Here is a 16,866-nt window from a genome sequence, read left to right as displayed (position 1 = left end):
TTTAGTCGCTTTATGCTCGAATATGGTGACTGAATTTTTCGAGTACAAGTACACGGTATGTCGTTATGTACGCTCGCATACTCAATAAAGAGCTGCATTATTGGCACGTGTTAGCTACGCTCGTCTACGAGAAAACTTTTTACATTTTTCCAATACAAGGAGGGTCGCCCACAACATGGCGAACTACACTGCTGCTGACGTTAAGAAGCTGCGTGAAATCACCGGCTCCGGCATGCTCGACTGCAAGAAGGCTCTGGAAGAGACCAACGGTGACTTCGACAAGGCCGTTGAGGTTCTTCGTATCAAGGGTGCAAAGGACGTCGGAAAGCGCGCTGAGCGCAACGCAACCGAGGGCCTGATTGCTGTTTCTGGCAACACCATGGTTGAGATCAACTCCGAGACGGACTTCGTTGCAAAGAACGCAGAGTTCAAGGAATTTGCTCAGAAGGTTGCTGACGCAGCTGCAGCTGTTAAGGCAAACACTCCTGAGGAACTCGCTGCTGCTGATCTTGATGGCAAGACCGCTGCTGATGCAATTCAGGAATTGTCCGCAAAGATCGGTGAGAAGCTCGAGCTGCGTCGTGCTATCACCTTGGAAGGCGAGAAGCTCTCCGTTTACCTCCACCAGCGTTCTGCTGACCTGCCTCCAGCAGTGGGCGTTTTGGTTGCCTACACCGGTGAAGGCGATGCAGCTCAGGCTGCCGCTCACGCCGCTGCAATGCAGGTTGCTGCTCTCAAGGCTCAGTACCTGACCCGCGAGGATGTTCCTGCTGAGGTCATCGAGAAGGAGCGCTCCATCGCTGAGCAGATCACCCGTGAAGAGGGCAAGCCAGAAAAGGCAATTCCGAAGATCGTTGAGGGCCGTCTGAACGGCTTCTACAAGGATGTGTGCTTGGTTGAGCAGGCTTCCGTTGCAGATAGCAAGAAGACTGTTAAGCAGGTCATGGATGAAGCTGGTGTTACCTTGACCGGTTTCGCTCGCTATGAGGTTGGCCAGCACTAATTACAGTGTTGTAGCTTTTAGCTAGTAATAATGCCCGTGCATTCGTGCACGGGCATTATTGGGTTATTTGGCGTTCCTTGTTAGTTGCTCGGGGTGTGAATAAGACAAAGGTGGCAGATTAACGGTAGACTATTATCCGATTTATGCGGTTTTCTAGTTGGACTAAAAATACCGTTACTGCGAGCAACACTATGGCCGAAAGGTCGGAGAGGCGACACACCATGACTGAAGGTGTCCAAAACGAACGTACTGGCTACAAGCGAGTAATGCTCAAACTCGGCGGTGAAATGTTTGGCGGTGGGGCAGTGGGAATTGACCCTGATGTCGTCCAAAATGTTGCACGACAGATCGCCAGTGTTGCTCGTACCGGAGCGGAGATCGCTGTAGTTATCGGAGGCGGTAATTTCTTCCGAGGTGCGCAGCTGCAACAGCGTGGTTTGGATCGTAACCGCTCAGACTACATGGGTATGCTGGGCACTGTTATGAACTGCTTGGCTCTGCAGGACTTCCTTGAACAAGAGGGCATTGATTGTCGTGTACAAACCGCCATCAATATGGCCCAGGTTGCTGAGCCATATTTGCCTCTTCGTGCAAAGCGACACCTAGAAAAGGGTCGCGTAGTTATCTTTGGTGCAGGTATGGGTATGCCTTATTTCTCCACCGATACGACTGCAGCACAGCGTGCTCTAGAAATTGATTGTGAAGTTCTTCTTATGGCTAAAGCCGTTGATGGAGTTTACGATGACGATCCTCGTACTAACCCAGATGCACAGTTGTTCCACCAGATTACCCCTCGTGAAGTAATCGAAAAGGGTCTAAAAGTCGCGGATGCAACAGCATTTAGCCTGTGCATGGACAACAAAATGCCAATTTTGGTGTTCAACCTTCTCACAGAAGGTAATATCGCTCGTGCTGTCGCGGGTGACCAAATCGGTACTTTGGTTCAATCCTGATAGATTAAGTGTGATCGAACGCTGCTGTTGAGTGTTCCTTGACTTACCTAAAAACTGCAAAGGACAACATAATGATCGATGAGATCCTGTTTGAAGCTGAAGAGCACATGAACACTTCGGTGGAACGTACCCGTGACGAGCTGGTCAATATCCGTACCGGTCGTGCAAACCCTGCAATGTTTAATGGAGTAATTGCCGATTACTACGGGGTACCAACTCCAATTACACAGATGGCCACCATTTCTGTCCCAGAGGCTCGTATGCTGCTGATTAAGCCTTACGAGATGTCGATGATGAACGAAATTGAGAACGCGATCCGTAATTCGGATTTGGGAGTTAACCCAACTAATGATGGCCAAGTTCTCCGTGTTACCATCCCGCAGCTGACAGAAGAGCGTCGTCGTGACATGGCTAAACTCGCAAAGTCTAAGGGCGAAGACGGTAAGATCGCCATCCGCAATGTTCGTCGCAAAGGCATGGATCAGCTCAAGAAGATTCAAAAAGATGGCGATGCTGGCGAGGATGAAGTTCAGGCTGCTGAAAAGGAGCTTGATAAAGTTACCGCTAAGTATGTAGCTCAGGTTGATGAGGTTGTTGCTAAGAAGGAAGCAGAACTGATGGAGGTTTAAGTCCTCCTCGTTTCAGCTAAGCAACAACGAAACACACTTCATCCGTTGGGTTTTGGGGCAGACGCTGCACAGGCAGGATCTGCCCCTTTTCCCGCATCTTAACACCAAGGAGAGCGCCGACCGATGCCTCATTCATCAACGGCTTTTGAGCACTTGCCTAAACCGAAGAATTCGGCTGGTCGAAACCTGAAAGCCGCGATCAGCGTTGGAATCGGCTTGGGCGCCCTCGTATTGCTCGCTATCTTTGTTATCCCCTTTGGTTGGTATCCATTAGTGGCTATCGCAATCGCAGTGGCAACTTGGGAGGTAGAGCGCCGTTTAATAGAAGCCGGTTATCTTCTGCAACGATGGGTCATGCTTATTGGCGGACAAGTCATGTTGTGGCTTAGTTGGCCATTCGGTCCGAAGGGATTAGTCGCTGGTTTCGTCGGCGTTGTACTCGCTACGATGTTTGGTCGGCTTTTCCATCATGGTCGTTCTATGCCACCGAAAAACTATCTGCGAGATACTGCCGTCGCAATTTTTGTTTTAACGTGGATCCCACTTTTTGGTAGTTTTGCGGCAATGCTTTCGCTGTTTGAAACAGAAACAGCACCCGGAAAGTACTTCATCGTCACATTCATGTTGTGCGTTATCGCCTCTGACGTAGGCGGTTATATTGCAGGCGTGATGTTCGGATCGCACCCCATGGCACCTGCGGTAAGCCCAAAGAAATCGTGGGAGGGCTTTATCGGTTCTGTAGTCTTTGGCATGACCGTTGGAGCACTCACTGTGTCCTATTTATTAGGGCATCAATGGTGGTGGGGATTAGTTCTCGGATTTGGACTCGTGATCTGCGCGACACTGGGCGATCTTGTCGAATCCCAGTTTAAGAGGGAGCTCGGGATCAAAGACATGTCTGCGATTTTGCCCGGCCATGGTGGCCTGATGGATCGGCTTGACGGTATGTTGCCATCGGCTATGGTGACATGGTTAGTCTTGAGTGTGATTTCTTCAGTATAGAAAATAAAAGCGGAACCGGCCCCTAATCTGTAGGAGGCCGGTTCCGCTTTTATCTAAGTTGGTTAAATCGAACGCTGTAAGTTTTTAATTTGTCGACGTAGCTGGAACATTCGTACCACACCTACCATTGCCATGATGAGTGCTCCAAAGATCGCAGCGAGGAGAAAGCCCACTCCTGCCGGTACAGTGAATTGAAGGGTAAAGAAGTTCAATTCTACGGCTTGTTGGTTTTGCAGAATGAAAATCAACAACACGATAAGTAGCAATGCGCCTACGATTAGTGCGAACCACGTACCGCCTGCGAATGAGCTTTTTACTTCAGGCTTAGTAGTCTGAGGGATTTCAGCCGGTACTGAGTACTCAGATTGAGTCACATCAGGCAGATGATCGTGAGGGGTGTCGAAAACCTCTGAACGGCTTTCATAATTGTTCGTGGTATCAGGCATACTCACCATTGAACGCGAAGATGGAGCTTATTCCAAGCTCAAATTGATAACGATCTGAGCACATAGGTATGCAAGCATTGTGTTTCATGGCGTTTTATAAAAGGGAAAACTCCAAAACTAAGTGGTCAGTTCACAATTATCGCGCGTAACGTGTCATGATGGTAGCAATATGACGAATCCAACGAAGCCCATTCCGCTAAATTTTGATAAGCCTCGGCGGTCCATGCCCCCGAAGCACTTTGCTGATCTTTCTGCTGACGAGCGTATCGACGCTCTCAAAGAGCTGGGTTTGCCAAAATTCCGTGCTAATCAGATTGCTCGGCATTATTATGGTCGCCTTGAAGCAGATCCTAGTACTATGACTGATTTGCCTGCGGCAGCAAGAGAAAAAGTAAAAGATGCGCTTTTTCCGCAGTTGATGCAACCGGTGCGTGCTGTTCAAGCAGATGATGGCGAAACCCAAAAAACTTTGTGGAAACTCCATGATGGGACTCTCTTAGAGTCAGTGCTGATGCGTTATCCTCACCGCGCAACGTTGTGTATTTCTTCCCAAGCTGGTTGCGGTATGGCTTGTCCGTTTTGTGCCACGGGCCAAGGGGGACTCGATCGTAACTTGTCTACTGGCGAAATCGTCGATCAGGTTCGTGCTGCGTCAGCGACGATGCAGGCTGAGGGCGGGCGATTGTCTAACATTGTCTTTATGGGGATGGGGGAGCCTCTCGCTAACTACAAGCGCGTCGTCTCAGCAGTTCGGCAAATTACAGCACCAGTACCGGAAGGATTTGGTATTTCCCAACGAAATGTCACGGTATCCACCGTGGGTCTGGCTCCTGCTATTCGAACGCTTGCGGATGAGGATCTTTCGGTCACTTTGGCAGTATCGCTGCATACACCAGACGATGAATTGCGTAACACCTTGGTTCCCACGAACAATCGCTGGGAGGTTGCTGAGGTTCTAGATGCGGCTCGTTATTATGCTGATCGATCTGGGCGACGCGTCTCGATTGAATATGCACTGATTCGCGACGTCAACGATCAGGGATGGCGTGCGGATATGTTGGGTAAGAAATTGCATAAAGCTCTTGGGCCATTGGTACACGTGAATCTTATTCCGCTTAATCCTACACCTGGGTCGAAGTGGGACGCATCGCCCATTGATCGTCAAAAGGAATTCGTCCGACGTGTTATTGCGCAAGGAGTGACGTGTACTGTGCGTGATACTCGAGGGCAGGAAATTGCGGCTGCGTGTGGTCAGCTTGCTGCAGAAGAGCGTTAGCTCTTCGGAAAATGTAGGGGCGCAAAAAGCTTCCGCATCTGTGGAATAGATGCGGAAGCTTTTAGTAATTTGATTTAAGCCTCTGGGAGAGTGCGGAGGTGACGAACACGCTCTGGCTCGATGTTCAAAGCGCGAAGCTCTGAGTCGCTAAGCTCTGCGTATGGGCCAGTGCAGGTCGCCTGGAGGTAGTTCCAGTCTTTTTCTTTGAAACCTACTGGCTGGTTGTGTGCAGTCAAAGTACGTACCTGCTTACCCTGTGGCTTTACGATCTGAAGGATCAAACCCAAGGCGATCACTGCGGCGAAAACGAAGAGGAAGATTGTCTCAACGTGGCCCTTGTGGTTACCAAAGTTGTAGGCGAGAAGGAATACTACTGATCCCCATCCGGAAAGCTGGATTGCACGGGTGCCAATGCTGTGCCAACCCCATGCTGCTGAAGGTTCGTCCAGAGTGGATACGCCGTTGTGGATCTCGGGGGCGATTTCGTGGGAACCAGCCACGTTGTTCTCCTTATCTATAACTTTGCCGATCGCACACTCTGGTTGCAGTGAGTTATTTCGCAAGCAATGGTGTGTGAGGAAAAGTAAATGCACGTCAGATTCGGTTCTTATTGTGGCACATTCAGTGTTTCAAAGCGATTTGAACTGTGTGATTATGCATAGTTGTTTGACAAATAAGTAGATTCAGCGTTGTAAATCAAGGTGAATTCACCATTTTCCCCCTATCTTTCATCCTAAAGATGGCGCCCATAAGGGGGGAATCTATAGTCCGAGCAACGAACAAACGCGCTGAGAATCCCGCAGGTTGTTTCATGGGACATAATGGATTAGGTGAGAAAGAAAATCTTGATTCTGGGCAGCACTGGTTCCATCGGCACTCAGGCGCTTGAGGTTATAGCTTCGCGCCAAGACCAATTTGAGGTGGTAGGTATTGCCGCGGGTGGCCGAGAGCCACAATTAATTATCCAGCAAGCCCAGATGCTGGGTTTGGCGGCAGACCATGTTGCTGTGGCCAATGAGAAATCGGCAACTCAAGTCAGTCGTGCACTTGGGGCAGCGGTATTAAGTGGAACTGATGCCGCTACCGACCTCGTTGAGTCGGTGCCAGCGGATACGGTACTTAATGGCCTTGTGGGTTCCATGGGGCTACGGGCCACCTTGGCTACGATTCAACTAGGTGAAGTTCTGGCCTTAGCTAATAAGGAATCGTTGGTTGCCGGTGGTACGTTTGTTACATCTCAGGCAGCCCCGGGGCAGATCGTGCCTGTGGATTCCGAGCATTCTGCGATGGCGCAGTGTTTGCGATCAGGGGCATCATCGGAAGTGTCAAAGTTGGTTCTGACTGCTTCAGGTGGCCCATTCCGCGGCTGGACACGGGAGGAGATGTGGGATGTTACTCCTGAGCAAGCTGCGGCACATCCAACGTGGTCGATGGGGCAGATGAATACATTGAATTCGGCTACTTTGATAAATAAAGGATTGGAGTTAATTGAGGCAACTTTGCTCTTTGACATCCCAGCTGACCGTATTGAGGTGACTGTTCATCCGCAGTCGATTGTTCATTCGATGGTCACGTTTTGTGATGGTGCAACAATTGCTCAAGCATCGCCACCATCCATGTTGCTGTCAATTTCTCATGCCTTGGCATGGCCTCACCGAGTTCCAGAGGCGCAACCGGCTTTGGATTTCTCTCAAGCAAGTACGTGGGATTTCATGCCAGTAGATAATGAGGCTTTCTCCGCAGTTGAGTTAGCGCGCGAGGTGGCTTTGAAACAGGGAACGTATCCAGCAGTGTATAACGCGGCAAACGAGCAGGCGGCCGCTGCGTTTCTTCGTGGGCGCATTAGGTTCCCGCAGATTGTCGATATTGTCGGCGAAGTGGTGGCAGGATCTTCACAGTTTGCTGGTGTAGCCTCATCGGTCGAAGAAATTATTGCGCACGAAAGTGAGTCGCGTAGACGAGCAGACGCGCTCGTCGATAAGCTTTCTCGCTGATTAGTTGCGTTGTTGTAGGTACCCTGCAAGGAGTTTGTGCACCCGTGGCCTCATATTTACTTGGCGTTGTTTGATTTGCGACTGGCATTGCCATCACTATTGCTCTGCATGAATGGGGCCATTTTATGGCTGCCCGTGCTTTTGGGATGCGAGTTCGTCGATTTTTTATTGGGTTTGGCCCAACAATCGCTTCGTATCGGCGAGGGAATACGGAATACGGATTTAAAGCGTTTCCTCTCGGCGGGTTTTGCGATATTGCCGGAATGACAAACCAGGATCAGGTAACGCCCGAAGAGGCTCCTCATGCGATGATGCATAAGCCGTGGTGGCAGCGCATCATTGTGCTTCTTGGCGGCATTTTGATGAACATCTTGGTTGGCTTTGTCACGCTGTATTTTGTGGCTTGTGTTGTGGGATTGCCTAATTTGAAGGTGGATACAACGCCAGTAGTGGGTGAAGTTGCCTGTGTGCCGAGTAAACAGCTCGATGCGACCACGCTTTCCCCGTGTGAGGGGCAAGGACCCGCAGCACGGGCGGGAATTCAAACAGGCGACGTTATCGTGGCGATCGATCACAAGAATGTTGATAGTTTCGCAGCTGTCCGCTCCTATGTTTTTGATAAACCAAACCAGGATTTGACTTTCACCATTGATCGCGATGGGGTGCGCCGCGACGTTGTTATTCATGTTCAAGAAGTTCACCGCTTATCGACGAATGGTGACGATCTGGTAGCAGGTGCCATAGGCGTGAGCAGTGCACCGTTGAAGAACACGGTGATTCAGTACAACCCTGTGACTGCGGTATCAGGTGCTGCGGTATTTTCAGCGCATATGGTCGGTGCGACTGTTGAAGGACTCGCACAATTTCCGGCAAAGCTACCTGGTGTTGCTGCCGCGATTGTTGGTGGCGAGCGTGATCACAACAGCCCAATGAGCGTTGTTGGTGCATCGCGAGTTGGAGGAGAACTAGTTCAGCATTCTTATTGGTCTTCATTTTTCATGATGCTCGCTAGTCTGAACTTCTTCCTAGCATTGTTTAACCTGATTCCGCTTCCGCCTCTTGATGGTGGACATATAGCCGTTGTGATTTATGAGAAGCTTCGCGACGCCTTCCGTAAGCGCCGTGGCTTGCAACCAGCCGGTCCAGCGGACTACACAAAACTTATGCCATTGACCTTTGCGGTTGCGGGTCTACTTCTTGCCGTTGGTGCATTGGTGATTGTGGCGGACGTTGTTAATCCCATCCGGCTTTTGGGGTAGCAGAGAGGTGGCGGCGAAGGCTGCGCCACTACGGTGGTAGAATTTTCATCATCTGTCTTACACCTAGGTAACGATTGTTCATTTCTGTATCAAGGAGCATGTTTAGTGTCCACCCCTACCGGTCAGCCCATCGGACTCGGATTGCCTGATGCACCGTTGCCCGTCCTCGCCCCACGCCGTAAGACCCGCCAATTAATGGTGGGAAATGTTGGTGTTGGCTCGGACTACCCAGTATCTGTTCAGTCGATGACAACCACCAAGACTCACGACGTCAACGCTACGTTGCAGCAAATTGCGCAGTTGACGGCCTCGGGATGTGACATTGTCCGTGTTGCCTGCCCCAAGACTGTTGATGCTGAGGCGTTGCCTGCTATTGCTAAAAAATCGCCTATTCCAGTGATTGCCGATATTCACTTCCAGCCTAAATATATCTTTGCTGCTATTGATGCAGGTTGTGCTGCGGTTCGTGTTAACCCCGGCAATATCAAAGAATTTGATGGTCGTGTTAAAGAAGTGGCAAAGGCAGCCGGAGACGCAGGAATCCCGATTCGCATTGGTGTCAACGCTGGATCCTTGGATAAGCGCATCATGGAAAAATACGGCAAGGCCACTCCGGAAGCATTGGTGGAATCAGCATTATGGGAAGCCGGTTTGTTTGAAGACTCTGGTTTCGGCGATATTGCGATTTCTGTGAAGCACAATGATCCGGTGGTCATGGTTGAGGCATACCGTCAGCTAGCAGCCCAAAGCGACTATCCACTGCACCTAGGCGTTACTGAAGCTGGACCTGCATTCCAAGGAACGATTAAATCGTCAGTGGCTTTTGGTTCATTACTCTCGCAAGGTATTGGCGATACTATCCGTGTTTCTCTTTCTGCTGATCCAGTAGAAGAGATCAAAGTAGGCGATCAGATCCTTCAGTCTCTAAACCTCCGTAAACGAGGGCTTGAAATCGTTTCGTGCCCATCGTGCGGTCGAGCACAGGTCGATGTGTATTCGTTGGCTGAAGAGGTTACAGCCGCTTTGGACGGCATGAGTATTCCGTTGCGCGTAGCAGTGATGGGATGTGTGGTGAACGGTCCTGGCGAAGCACGAGATGCTGATTTGGGCGTTGCTTCCGGCAATGGCAAGGGACAAATCTTTGTCCGTGGTGAAGTCATTAAGACAGTTCCGGAATCTCAAATTGTGGAGACTCTAATCGAAGAAGCCGTTCGATTGGCGGAAGCAGAAGGCCTCGAAATTGAGGAGGGCGCTGGACCTCAGGTAAAAATTACTCGATAGTAATTGACCTCTCGGAGGTTTCAAGGGTGCATCGGAATATTTCCGTGCACCCTTTCTTATTTGTGCTCGGGCGTTGCACAATAGAGTGACGTCACGCCAGTGTTAGCCTTGTCGCCATGGACATCGTCTCTGCTCGATTGGCTCGCCGTGCAACTGGAATCACCTTGGCTGTGTGCCTTGTAGGAAGCAGCTTGACGGCATGTACGCCAAAGCCTAAATCGGCACAACCTGTGGCGGAAGAATTCTTTCACAGCGTAGCAGCACAAGATTTTGATGCTGCAGCGCAGCTTACAGACCAAGATGATTCAGCCCGTGAATTGCTCTCACGATCGTGGGAAGGACTGCAGGCAGAAGGGCTTGACGTATCCCTCAATAAGGTCGACGCCAAAGACACTGTAGCGACTGCGAAATACACGTTGACATGGAAACTGCCTAAAGACCGCACATTGTCCTATGACACCTCTATGACGCTAAACCGAATTAATGATCAGTGGACAATTCGGTGGCAGCCTGCAGCAGTACACCCCAAATTGGCTGCGAATCAGCACCTTGAACTACGTGCCATTAATGCCGAACGCGCAAGCGTTGTCTCATCCGATGGGGCAGAGGTTCTTGTGCCAGGAGTCCAGTATCGTTTGATCGCCGATACTCAACACATCATCGACAAAGCTGCTACGGCACAAACTATCGCAACGCACCTCCGTGCTGCTCGTGCAGCTGACGAGACGGTTCCAGAGCTATCTGCCAGCGACATTCAGCAAGCATTAGAAACCAATCGTGGTTCATATTCACTTGCAGTGGTTAACGAACGTGCAGGCGACAGTATAAAACAGGCGCTGGCAGGAGTATCGGGAATCCGACTTAATAAAGAGGCTGCGATGGTTAACAAAGACCCCAACTTCGCACCTGATGTCATTCGGCGGGTGTCGTCGTTAGTGAACGACCAACTGGCAGGAGCAAATGGTTGGAGTGTCGACGCAGTCACACAAGACGGTGCCTCCATGCAAACCATCGAAAGGCATGCTCCTCAGGTTGCGCCAGCAATTCGCATCAGCTTGAACCATAATGTGCAAGTTGCTGCGGAACGTGCCGTCAATCTTCGCAAAGACAAACAAACCATGTTGGTAGCGATTCGGCCATCAACAGGCGAAATTCTAGCTATTGCACAGTCAGATCTAGCAGATAAACAAGGCGACCTAGCACTCAACGGACAGTATCCGCCAGGATCTACTTTCAAGATCGTGACAGCATCTGCTGGTATCCAAGATCAAGGTCTAAACGCAGATTCAATCGTGCCATGCCCTGGAACTATGAACATCTATGGCCGAACGGTAACCAATTACAACGGCTTCTCCCTAGGAAACGTTCCGCTACAAAAAGCATTCGCACGATCCTGCAACACCACATTTGCCAACATTTCAGAGCAACTTAACAAAGGACAACTCAAAGAAATCGGTCGCGATTTTGGGATCGGAATCGATTACGACATTCCAGGGCTTAATACTCTTACCGGTTCCATCCCACAGGGAGATACTGAACTTGCACGAACGGAAGCCGGTTATGGTCAGGGCGAAGTGCTCGTAAGCCCATTTGGAATGGCTTTAGTATCGGCGACCGCTGCGGCAGGAAAGACCCCAACACCAACGCTCGTTTCTGGCACTACAACAAAGGTTTCTGGAACCGCAAATGGCCTCAAACCAGAAACTGTTGAGCAACTACGACGTCTCATGGGTGCTGTGACCGCGCCGGGCGGCACTGCAGCAGGTATGCGTGCCGGAGGCAAGATTTTCGGCAAGACTGGTGAGGCTGAAATCAATGGGGGATCCCACGCATGGTTTACCGGCTATAGGGATGACATCGCGTTTGCAAGCTTGGTTGTTTTAGGCGGTGGTTCGGAAGCCTCAGTTGCCCTAGTGGATAACTTTTTCACTACTCTTGATGATCTCAACGCGGGTATTGCAGTATCGGAGTAGTACCCCGTTGGTACCGGCGGAGCCTTATTAGGGTTAGCATAGTTTTATGGCTATTACTCGAGAACCTTTAAAACCTGGACATCCCACCCCGATTCGTGAGGTTCCGGCATACATTGATCGACCTGAATACGTTTGGAAAGATGAAGTTCAAGAGGCAATTGGAGAGCCTTTCATCCAGACTCCGGAAACAATCGAGGCTATGCGCGAGGCTTCAAAGATCGCGGCAAACGCTTTGCACGTTGCCGGTGCTGCGGTAGCTCCTGGAGTTACCACTGATGAGATCGACCGAATTGCCCACGAGTACATGTGTGATCACGGTGCATACCCTTCGTGCTTGGGATATCGAGGATTCACAAAATCGTCGTGCGTAAGTTTGAACGAGATCGTTTGTCATGGCATCCCGGATACCACGGTGATTCAAGATGGCGACATTGTGAACATTGACATCACGGCATACAAAAATGGTGTGCATGGAGACACTAACGCGACGTTTTTGGCGGGAAATGTTTCCGAAGAACATCGGTTGCTCGTGGAGCGTACATACGAAGCGACGATGCGTGGAATTCGAGCAGCAAAACCTGGTCGTGAAATTAACGTCATTGGTCGTGTCATCGAGTCGTATGCCAAGCGTTTTGGATACTCGGTGGTCACAGATTTCACCGGACATGGCATTGGTACTACTTTCCACAACGGATTGGTAGTTTTGCACTACGATTCCGACGCGTATCGTGATGTCTTAGAACCAGGCATGACACTGACGATCGAGCCGATGATCAACCTAGGTGGGTTGGATTACCGTATTTGGGAAGACGGTTGGACTGTGCAAAATACGGACTTTAAGTTCACTGCTCAGTTTGAACACACTTTGGTTATTACTGACGATGGAAATGAAATTCTCAGCATCCCAGACGATGACGTTAAAGTATTCTAATCTCAGTTGTGCATAACCATGACGGTTGTTTTTCTGCCTAAATAAGGGGGAGTAGCTACATCATGAAATCGTTCCTCGTCGCTGGATGTACGTCGGATGCTGGTAAATCTGTTGTTGTTGCAGGGCTATGTCGTGCGTTGACGAGGAGAGGTTTGCGTGTCGCCCCCTTTAAAGCACAAAACATGTCGAATAATTCGGCAGTTACTCCTGACGGAGGGGAGATCGGCAGGGCTCAAGCATTGCAAGCATATGCGTGCGGGCTTACCCCCAGCGTTGATTTCAACCCGATCTTGCTAAAACCAGGATCAGATCGAACGTCACAGCTCGTTGTTCGAGGTATTGCCACAGGCAATGTATCCGCTCGCAGCTATATCGAGCACCGCACTGAGCTTCGAAAAATTGCTTCCGAATCGCTTAACTCGCTTCGTGAGCGTTTCGACGTCGTTGTGTGTGAAGGTGCAGGTTCTCCTGCTGAAACCAACCTGAGGGCGACAGATGTCGCTAATTTTGGGCTGGCGGAGGAATGCGATCTGCCTGTGTATATTGTGGGTGATATTGATCGTGGTGGGGTACTGGCACATTTTTATGGAACTCATCAAATTGTTGATGATGCAGACCGCGCTCGCATCAAGGGGTTTGTTGTCAATAAATTCCGTGGCGATGTGTCGATTCTTGAACCTGGCCTGCAAGACCTAGAAGATCGTCTCGGAGTTCCTACAGTGGCCGTACTTCCGTTTATCCATGGTTTGTGGATTGATGCTGAAGATTCTTTACAGTCCACAATCGGTGCAACCGTTGGCCCAGCAGCTGCGCCACTGGGTACACAACGATTGCGCGTCGCTGCTATTCGGCTACCTCGCGTTTCCAACGCTACAGATGTTGAAGCCCTAGCTTGTGAGCCCGGAGTCACTGTAACGTGGACAGTTGATCCGGATTCGGTCGCAGAAGCCGATTTAGTGGTCATCCCTGGGTCTAAGGCAACCCTTAGCGATTTAGCCTGGCTGCGTTCTACAGGTGTCGCTGACGCAGTAATGGAACGTGCACGGTCACAGCGACCAATTTTAGGTATTTGTGGCGGCTTTCAAATGATGTGTTCACACATTGACGATCCAGTGGAATCGGGAAGTACTACGCCCGTGGAAGGCCTGGGGATCTTTGACGTTGATATTAAGTTCTATCCTGAAAAGACACTGATTCGTCACGAAAACGGTGGATATGAAGTCCACCATGGTCGTGTTGAACGAAGCACCGAGCAGCCATGGATTGGTAACGAAGGTGCACGAACGCAAAGCAACTTTGGTACTCATCGACATGGATATTTGGAAGATGACGAAGCGCGACGTGATTTCCTTGGCACAGTGTCTACACTCGCACAACGCCCAGGCTTTGTAGTCGCTCCCGCAACTTCTTTTGAAGCGGAACGCAACAAGCAGCTCGACGTGATAGCCGATGCCATCGAACAACATTGGGATCTTGACCAACTCATTGCAGCGCTTACCTAAAGAATAAAGCGAAGGGCTGTACAACAAAATAGTTGTACAGCCCTTCGCTTTATGCGATTAGGAGAAATCGAGTCCGAGCAGTGCGTTTTCTGTTAGCTCAGGCAGTGCCGGATGGATCCAGTACTGTTTTGTTGCTACCTCTCGCACATCCAAATCGAAGGCCATGACGGTAATAAGCTGCTGAATAAGAGTGGAGGCTTGAGGGCCGATAAAGTGCGCGCCGAGCAACCGTCCAGTCTTCTTATCCGCAATGAGCTTCGCAAAATGCTGGGTATCTTCCATAGCCCAGCCATAGGCTACGTCACCATAGTTTTGAATCTTCACTGTGATGGAATATCCAGCGTCACGAGCTTCTTGCTCAGTAAGGCCTACTGTTGCAATCTGAGGGTGTGTGAATACACCTGCAGGAACATGTTGATGCGGCATTGATTTGAGATCTTCAGGATGTAGCAAATTATGCTTTACTGCACGCATCTCAGCATTAGCAACATGCTTGAGCTGATAAGGCGAAGACACATCACCTAGCGCCCACACACCGTCGGCAGTAGTGCGACCAAAATCATCAACCTTAATGCGTTTGCCATCCATGTCGATTCCTGCTGAATCCAGATTCATCTGATCACCATTAGGAATACGACCAGTTGCCACCAAAAGCACTTCGCCGGTGGCAGTGGAGCCGTCGTCAAGCGTCAAAGTGACACCATTGGAGTCCTGATCAACGCTGGACACTGTGCGCCCCAGACGACAATCCATCTTGGTCTTGGTGATTTCAGTGAAACGATGAGAAATATCCTCATCGAGTACACGAAGAAGCTGAGGCGAACGATTGACCACCGTTACGTTTACTCCTAGTGCGGAGAACACATGGGCAAACTCCATAGCGATGTAACCACCACCCAAGACAACCATGGAACGCGGCAAATCGGGCATCCGCATAATCGTCTCATTGGTGTAGTAGGTGACCTTTGATTCTTCAATATAGGAAGGAATAAATGGACGCGAACCGGTGGCAATGACGATAGTGTCACCGGAAATAATCGGGGCGTTTTCGCCATCGCCAATCTGCAATGTTTTAGGTGCAATAAAACGCGCATGTTGGTCGTATACGTCGATATTGGGGGTTTTGTCCCCGCGTCGATATTCTTCGCCGCTTGCTGCAATAGGATCAATGCGATGCGCAAATACGCGCTCTACGATGTCAGGCCACTGCACGGAGTCAATAGAAGCCGAAATGCCAAAGCGCTCGGAATCGGCGATGACCTGGGCGATTTCAGAAGCGTATACGAACATCTTGGTCGGAATGCACCCTACGTTGAGGCAGGTACCACCAAATTTCCCTTTTTCCACGATGGCAATGGATTTATCGTCAAATTCGGGACCTGGGATGGAATTACCTGAGCCGGAGCCAACAATGATCAGGTCGTAATGGCGTGGTTGTTGATTATTCATAAGGAAAGAGGAGTCCTTTCAGGGAATCCGGAAGCAGTGAGCCACGATGACATACAAACTATCAGTATCAAAATATATTTCGAAGCTGAAGCAAAGATCAGATTGTGTGTTCAGAAAGAATTCTGTTCATCCAGCGTACCGACGTCTCCAATGCTTGCAGACGTGCAGGTTTCTGAGAGAGATATACGTCATGAACAGCACCGCGAATAGTGCACACAGAGACGTATTCAGATAAATGGGGTGCCCATCGTTTCATTTGCTCTACGTCTAATACAGTGTCAGTAACTTGTGCACGCGGAGAAAACTTACCGCGTAATGACGAATGGTCAGAACACAACATCAGAAGCGGTATGCCGCAATCGACTGCGTCATTGTGCACCAATGACTGTGCCGTATCTATGGCATGTAACCAACCGAGCTTACGAAGATGACCGGTCAAAGGCTTAAAACTTATGTCATAGTCCCACTCCCCACTGCGGCTAGCGTGTAAGGATCGCCCATAGGTACCTTCTTTTGAACGCCCAAAAGAAGCATGGGGAAAACGTCGTGCGGCGCGAGTCAATATGGGCCTCAATGCTCGGGTGAACGTTGCCGGAGTCATCATGTCCAGCCACGGGCTGTTGAGTATCGCGCCGGGAATCGTAGGATGCAAAGTCTCGCATTGGCGAAGGCCATCTAACCAGTGGGCAAGAATTAATCCGCCGGTTGAGTGTCCTATAGGAAATATTGTTGGGTGGAGCTCTTCGATGATGGATTTAGCGCGGTCTAACTCCTCGAAATATCGAGAAATATCCGATATGTAGTGCCACGACTGGTTATTGCGATGGGAACGACCACACTTGCGAAGGTCCAGTGCGTACACACTGAATCCGTGCTGATGAAACCACTGTGCCACATGGCGTTGGAAAAAATAATCGGTCATTCCGTGGACAAAAAGGACTGCGGGCCGGCTTGTGGGTGTTGGTTGGTCGGCGGGAGCGTAGCGCACAAGTGTGGCGAATATATCGCCTTCGCCACCTTCGCTGATGGGATCAGCACCTAACGGGATGACGAGCTGTTGAAAGTCTTTCCCTAAAATGTCGGGTTGCCATTCGTAATCAGAAGCAGTCATACCCAATAAATTTAGTCTGTTTGGTGTGCACAAGTAAGTGAGCCTGAGATGAATCAA

The 16,866-nt window shown here is 50.1% G+C and carries 15 protein-coding genes; 11 read left to right on the top strand and 4 right to left on the bottom strand.

The window, feature by feature from the left end; genetic code table 11:
- Positions 1 to 175 precede the first annotated feature (175 nt).
- The 4 genes from tsf (at position 176) to AT687_RS07360 (ending at position 3,587) form a co-directional block, all read left to right on the top strand.
- Complete coding sequence (gene tsf / locus AT687_RS07375; protein ID WP_014303566.1) at positions 176 to 1,003, top strand: translation elongation factor Ts; 828 nt, start codon at positions 176 to 178, stop codon at positions 1,001 to 1,003.
- A 221-nt stretch (positions 1,004 to 1,224) separates the two neighbouring features.
- Entirely contained in the window at positions 1,225 to 1,956 is a 732-nt protein-coding gene (gene pyrH, locus AT687_RS07370) for a UMP kinase (RefSeq protein ID WP_014308456.1), read from the top strand.
- A gap of 71 nt (positions 1,957 to 2,027) precedes the next feature.
- Entirely contained in the window at positions 2,028 to 2,585 is a 558-nt protein-coding gene (gene frr, locus AT687_RS07365) for a ribosome recycling factor (protein ID WP_010935112.1), read from the top strand.
- A 123-nt stretch (positions 2,586 to 2,708) separates the two neighbouring features.
- Complete coding sequence (locus AT687_RS07360; protein ID WP_014303565.1) at positions 2,709 to 3,587, top strand: phosphatidate cytidylyltransferase; 879 nt, start codon at positions 2,709 to 2,711, stop codon at positions 3,585 to 3,587.
- A 62-nt stretch (positions 3,588 to 3,649) separates the two neighbouring features.
- Here the strand turns inward: AT687_RS07360 and AT687_RS07355 are convergent, their stop codons facing one another.
- Positions 3,650 to 4,042, bottom strand: a complete 393-nt coding sequence (locus AT687_RS07355) for a LapA family protein (protein WP_014303564.1) — start codon at positions 4,040 to 4,042, stop codon at positions 3,650 to 3,652.
- Between the two features lie 160 nt (positions 4,043 to 4,202).
- Between AT687_RS07355 and rlmN the strand changes: the two genes are divergently transcribed.
- Entirely contained in the window at positions 4,203 to 5,309 is a 1,107-nt protein-coding gene (rlmN, locus tag AT687_RS07350) for a dual-specificity RNA methyltransferase RlmN (protein WP_014319160.1), read from the top strand.
- 74 nt (positions 5,310 to 5,383) lie between these two features.
- Here rlmN and AT687_RS07345 read toward each other — a convergent pair whose 3' ends face one another.
- Entirely contained in the window at positions 5,384 to 5,809 is a 426-nt protein-coding gene (locus tag AT687_RS07345) for a DUF2631 domain-containing protein (RefSeq protein WP_003851957.1), read from the bottom strand.
- Between the two features lie 330 nt (positions 5,810 to 6,139).
- Between AT687_RS07345 and dxr the strand changes: the two genes are divergently transcribed.
- The 6 genes from dxr (at position 6,140) to AT687_RS07315 (ending at position 14,249) form a co-directional block, all read left to right on the top strand.
- Entirely contained in the window at positions 6,140 to 7,303 is a 1,164-nt protein-coding gene (gene dxr / locus AT687_RS07340) for a 1-deoxy-D-xylulose-5-phosphate reductoisomerase (protein ID WP_014303562.1), read from the top strand.
- A gap of 86 nt (positions 7,304 to 7,389) precedes the next feature.
- On the top strand, positions 7,390 to 8,562 hold the full coding sequence (locus tag AT687_RS07335; protein WP_227917074.1) for a M50 family metallopeptidase: 1,173 nt from the start codon (positions 7,390 to 7,392) through the stop codon (positions 8,560 to 8,562).
- Between the two features lie 105 nt (positions 8,563 to 8,667).
- Positions 8,668 to 9,843, top strand: coding sequence for a flavodoxin-dependent (E)-4-hydroxy-3-methylbut-2-enyl-diphosphate synthase (gene ispG / locus AT687_RS07330; protein WP_014310537.1), 1,176 nt, complete (start codon positions 8,668 to 8,670; stop codon positions 9,841 to 9,843).
- 116 nt (positions 9,844 to 9,959) lie between these two features.
- On the top strand, positions 9,960 to 11,816 hold the full coding sequence (locus tag AT687_RS07325; protein ID WP_014319158.1) for a penicillin-binding transpeptidase domain-containing protein: 1,857 nt from the start codon (positions 9,960 to 9,962) through the stop codon (positions 11,814 to 11,816).
- Positions 11,817 to 11,862: 46 nt separating this feature from the next.
- Positions 11,863 to 12,747, top strand: a complete 885-nt coding sequence (gene map / locus AT687_RS07320) for a type I methionyl aminopeptidase (protein WP_003851946.1) — start codon at positions 11,863 to 11,865, stop codon at positions 12,745 to 12,747.
- Between the two features lie 62 nt (positions 12,748 to 12,809).
- Positions 12,810 to 14,249, top strand: a complete 1,440-nt coding sequence (locus AT687_RS07315) for a cobyric acid synthase (RefSeq protein WP_014319157.1) — start codon at positions 12,810 to 12,812, stop codon at positions 14,247 to 14,249.
- Positions 14,250 to 14,306: 57 nt separating this feature from the next.
- Here AT687_RS07315 and mtr read toward each other — a convergent pair whose 3' ends face one another.
- Entirely contained in the window at positions 14,307 to 15,698 is a 1,392-nt protein-coding gene (gene mtr, locus AT687_RS07310) for a mycothione reductase (protein ID WP_014319156.1), read from the bottom strand.
- A gap of 97 nt (positions 15,699 to 15,795) precedes the next feature.
- Positions 15,796 to 16,809 carry an alpha/beta hydrolase gene (locus AT687_RS07305; protein ID WP_014319155.1) on the bottom strand — a complete coding sequence of 338 codons (1,014 nt, stop codon included), beginning with the start codon at positions 16,807 to 16,809 and terminating at the stop codon, positions 15,796 to 15,798.
- Between the last annotated feature and the right edge of the window lie 57 nt (positions 16,810 to 16,866).

The sequence above is a fragment of the Corynebacterium diphtheriae genome (assembly GCF_001457455.1).
Classification (GTDB): domain Bacteria; phylum Actinomycetota; class Actinomycetes; order Mycobacteriales; family Mycobacteriaceae; genus Corynebacterium; species Corynebacterium diphtheriae.
Note: the sequence above shows the minus strand (reverse complement) of the source record. Positions and strands in the feature narration are given on the sequence as shown.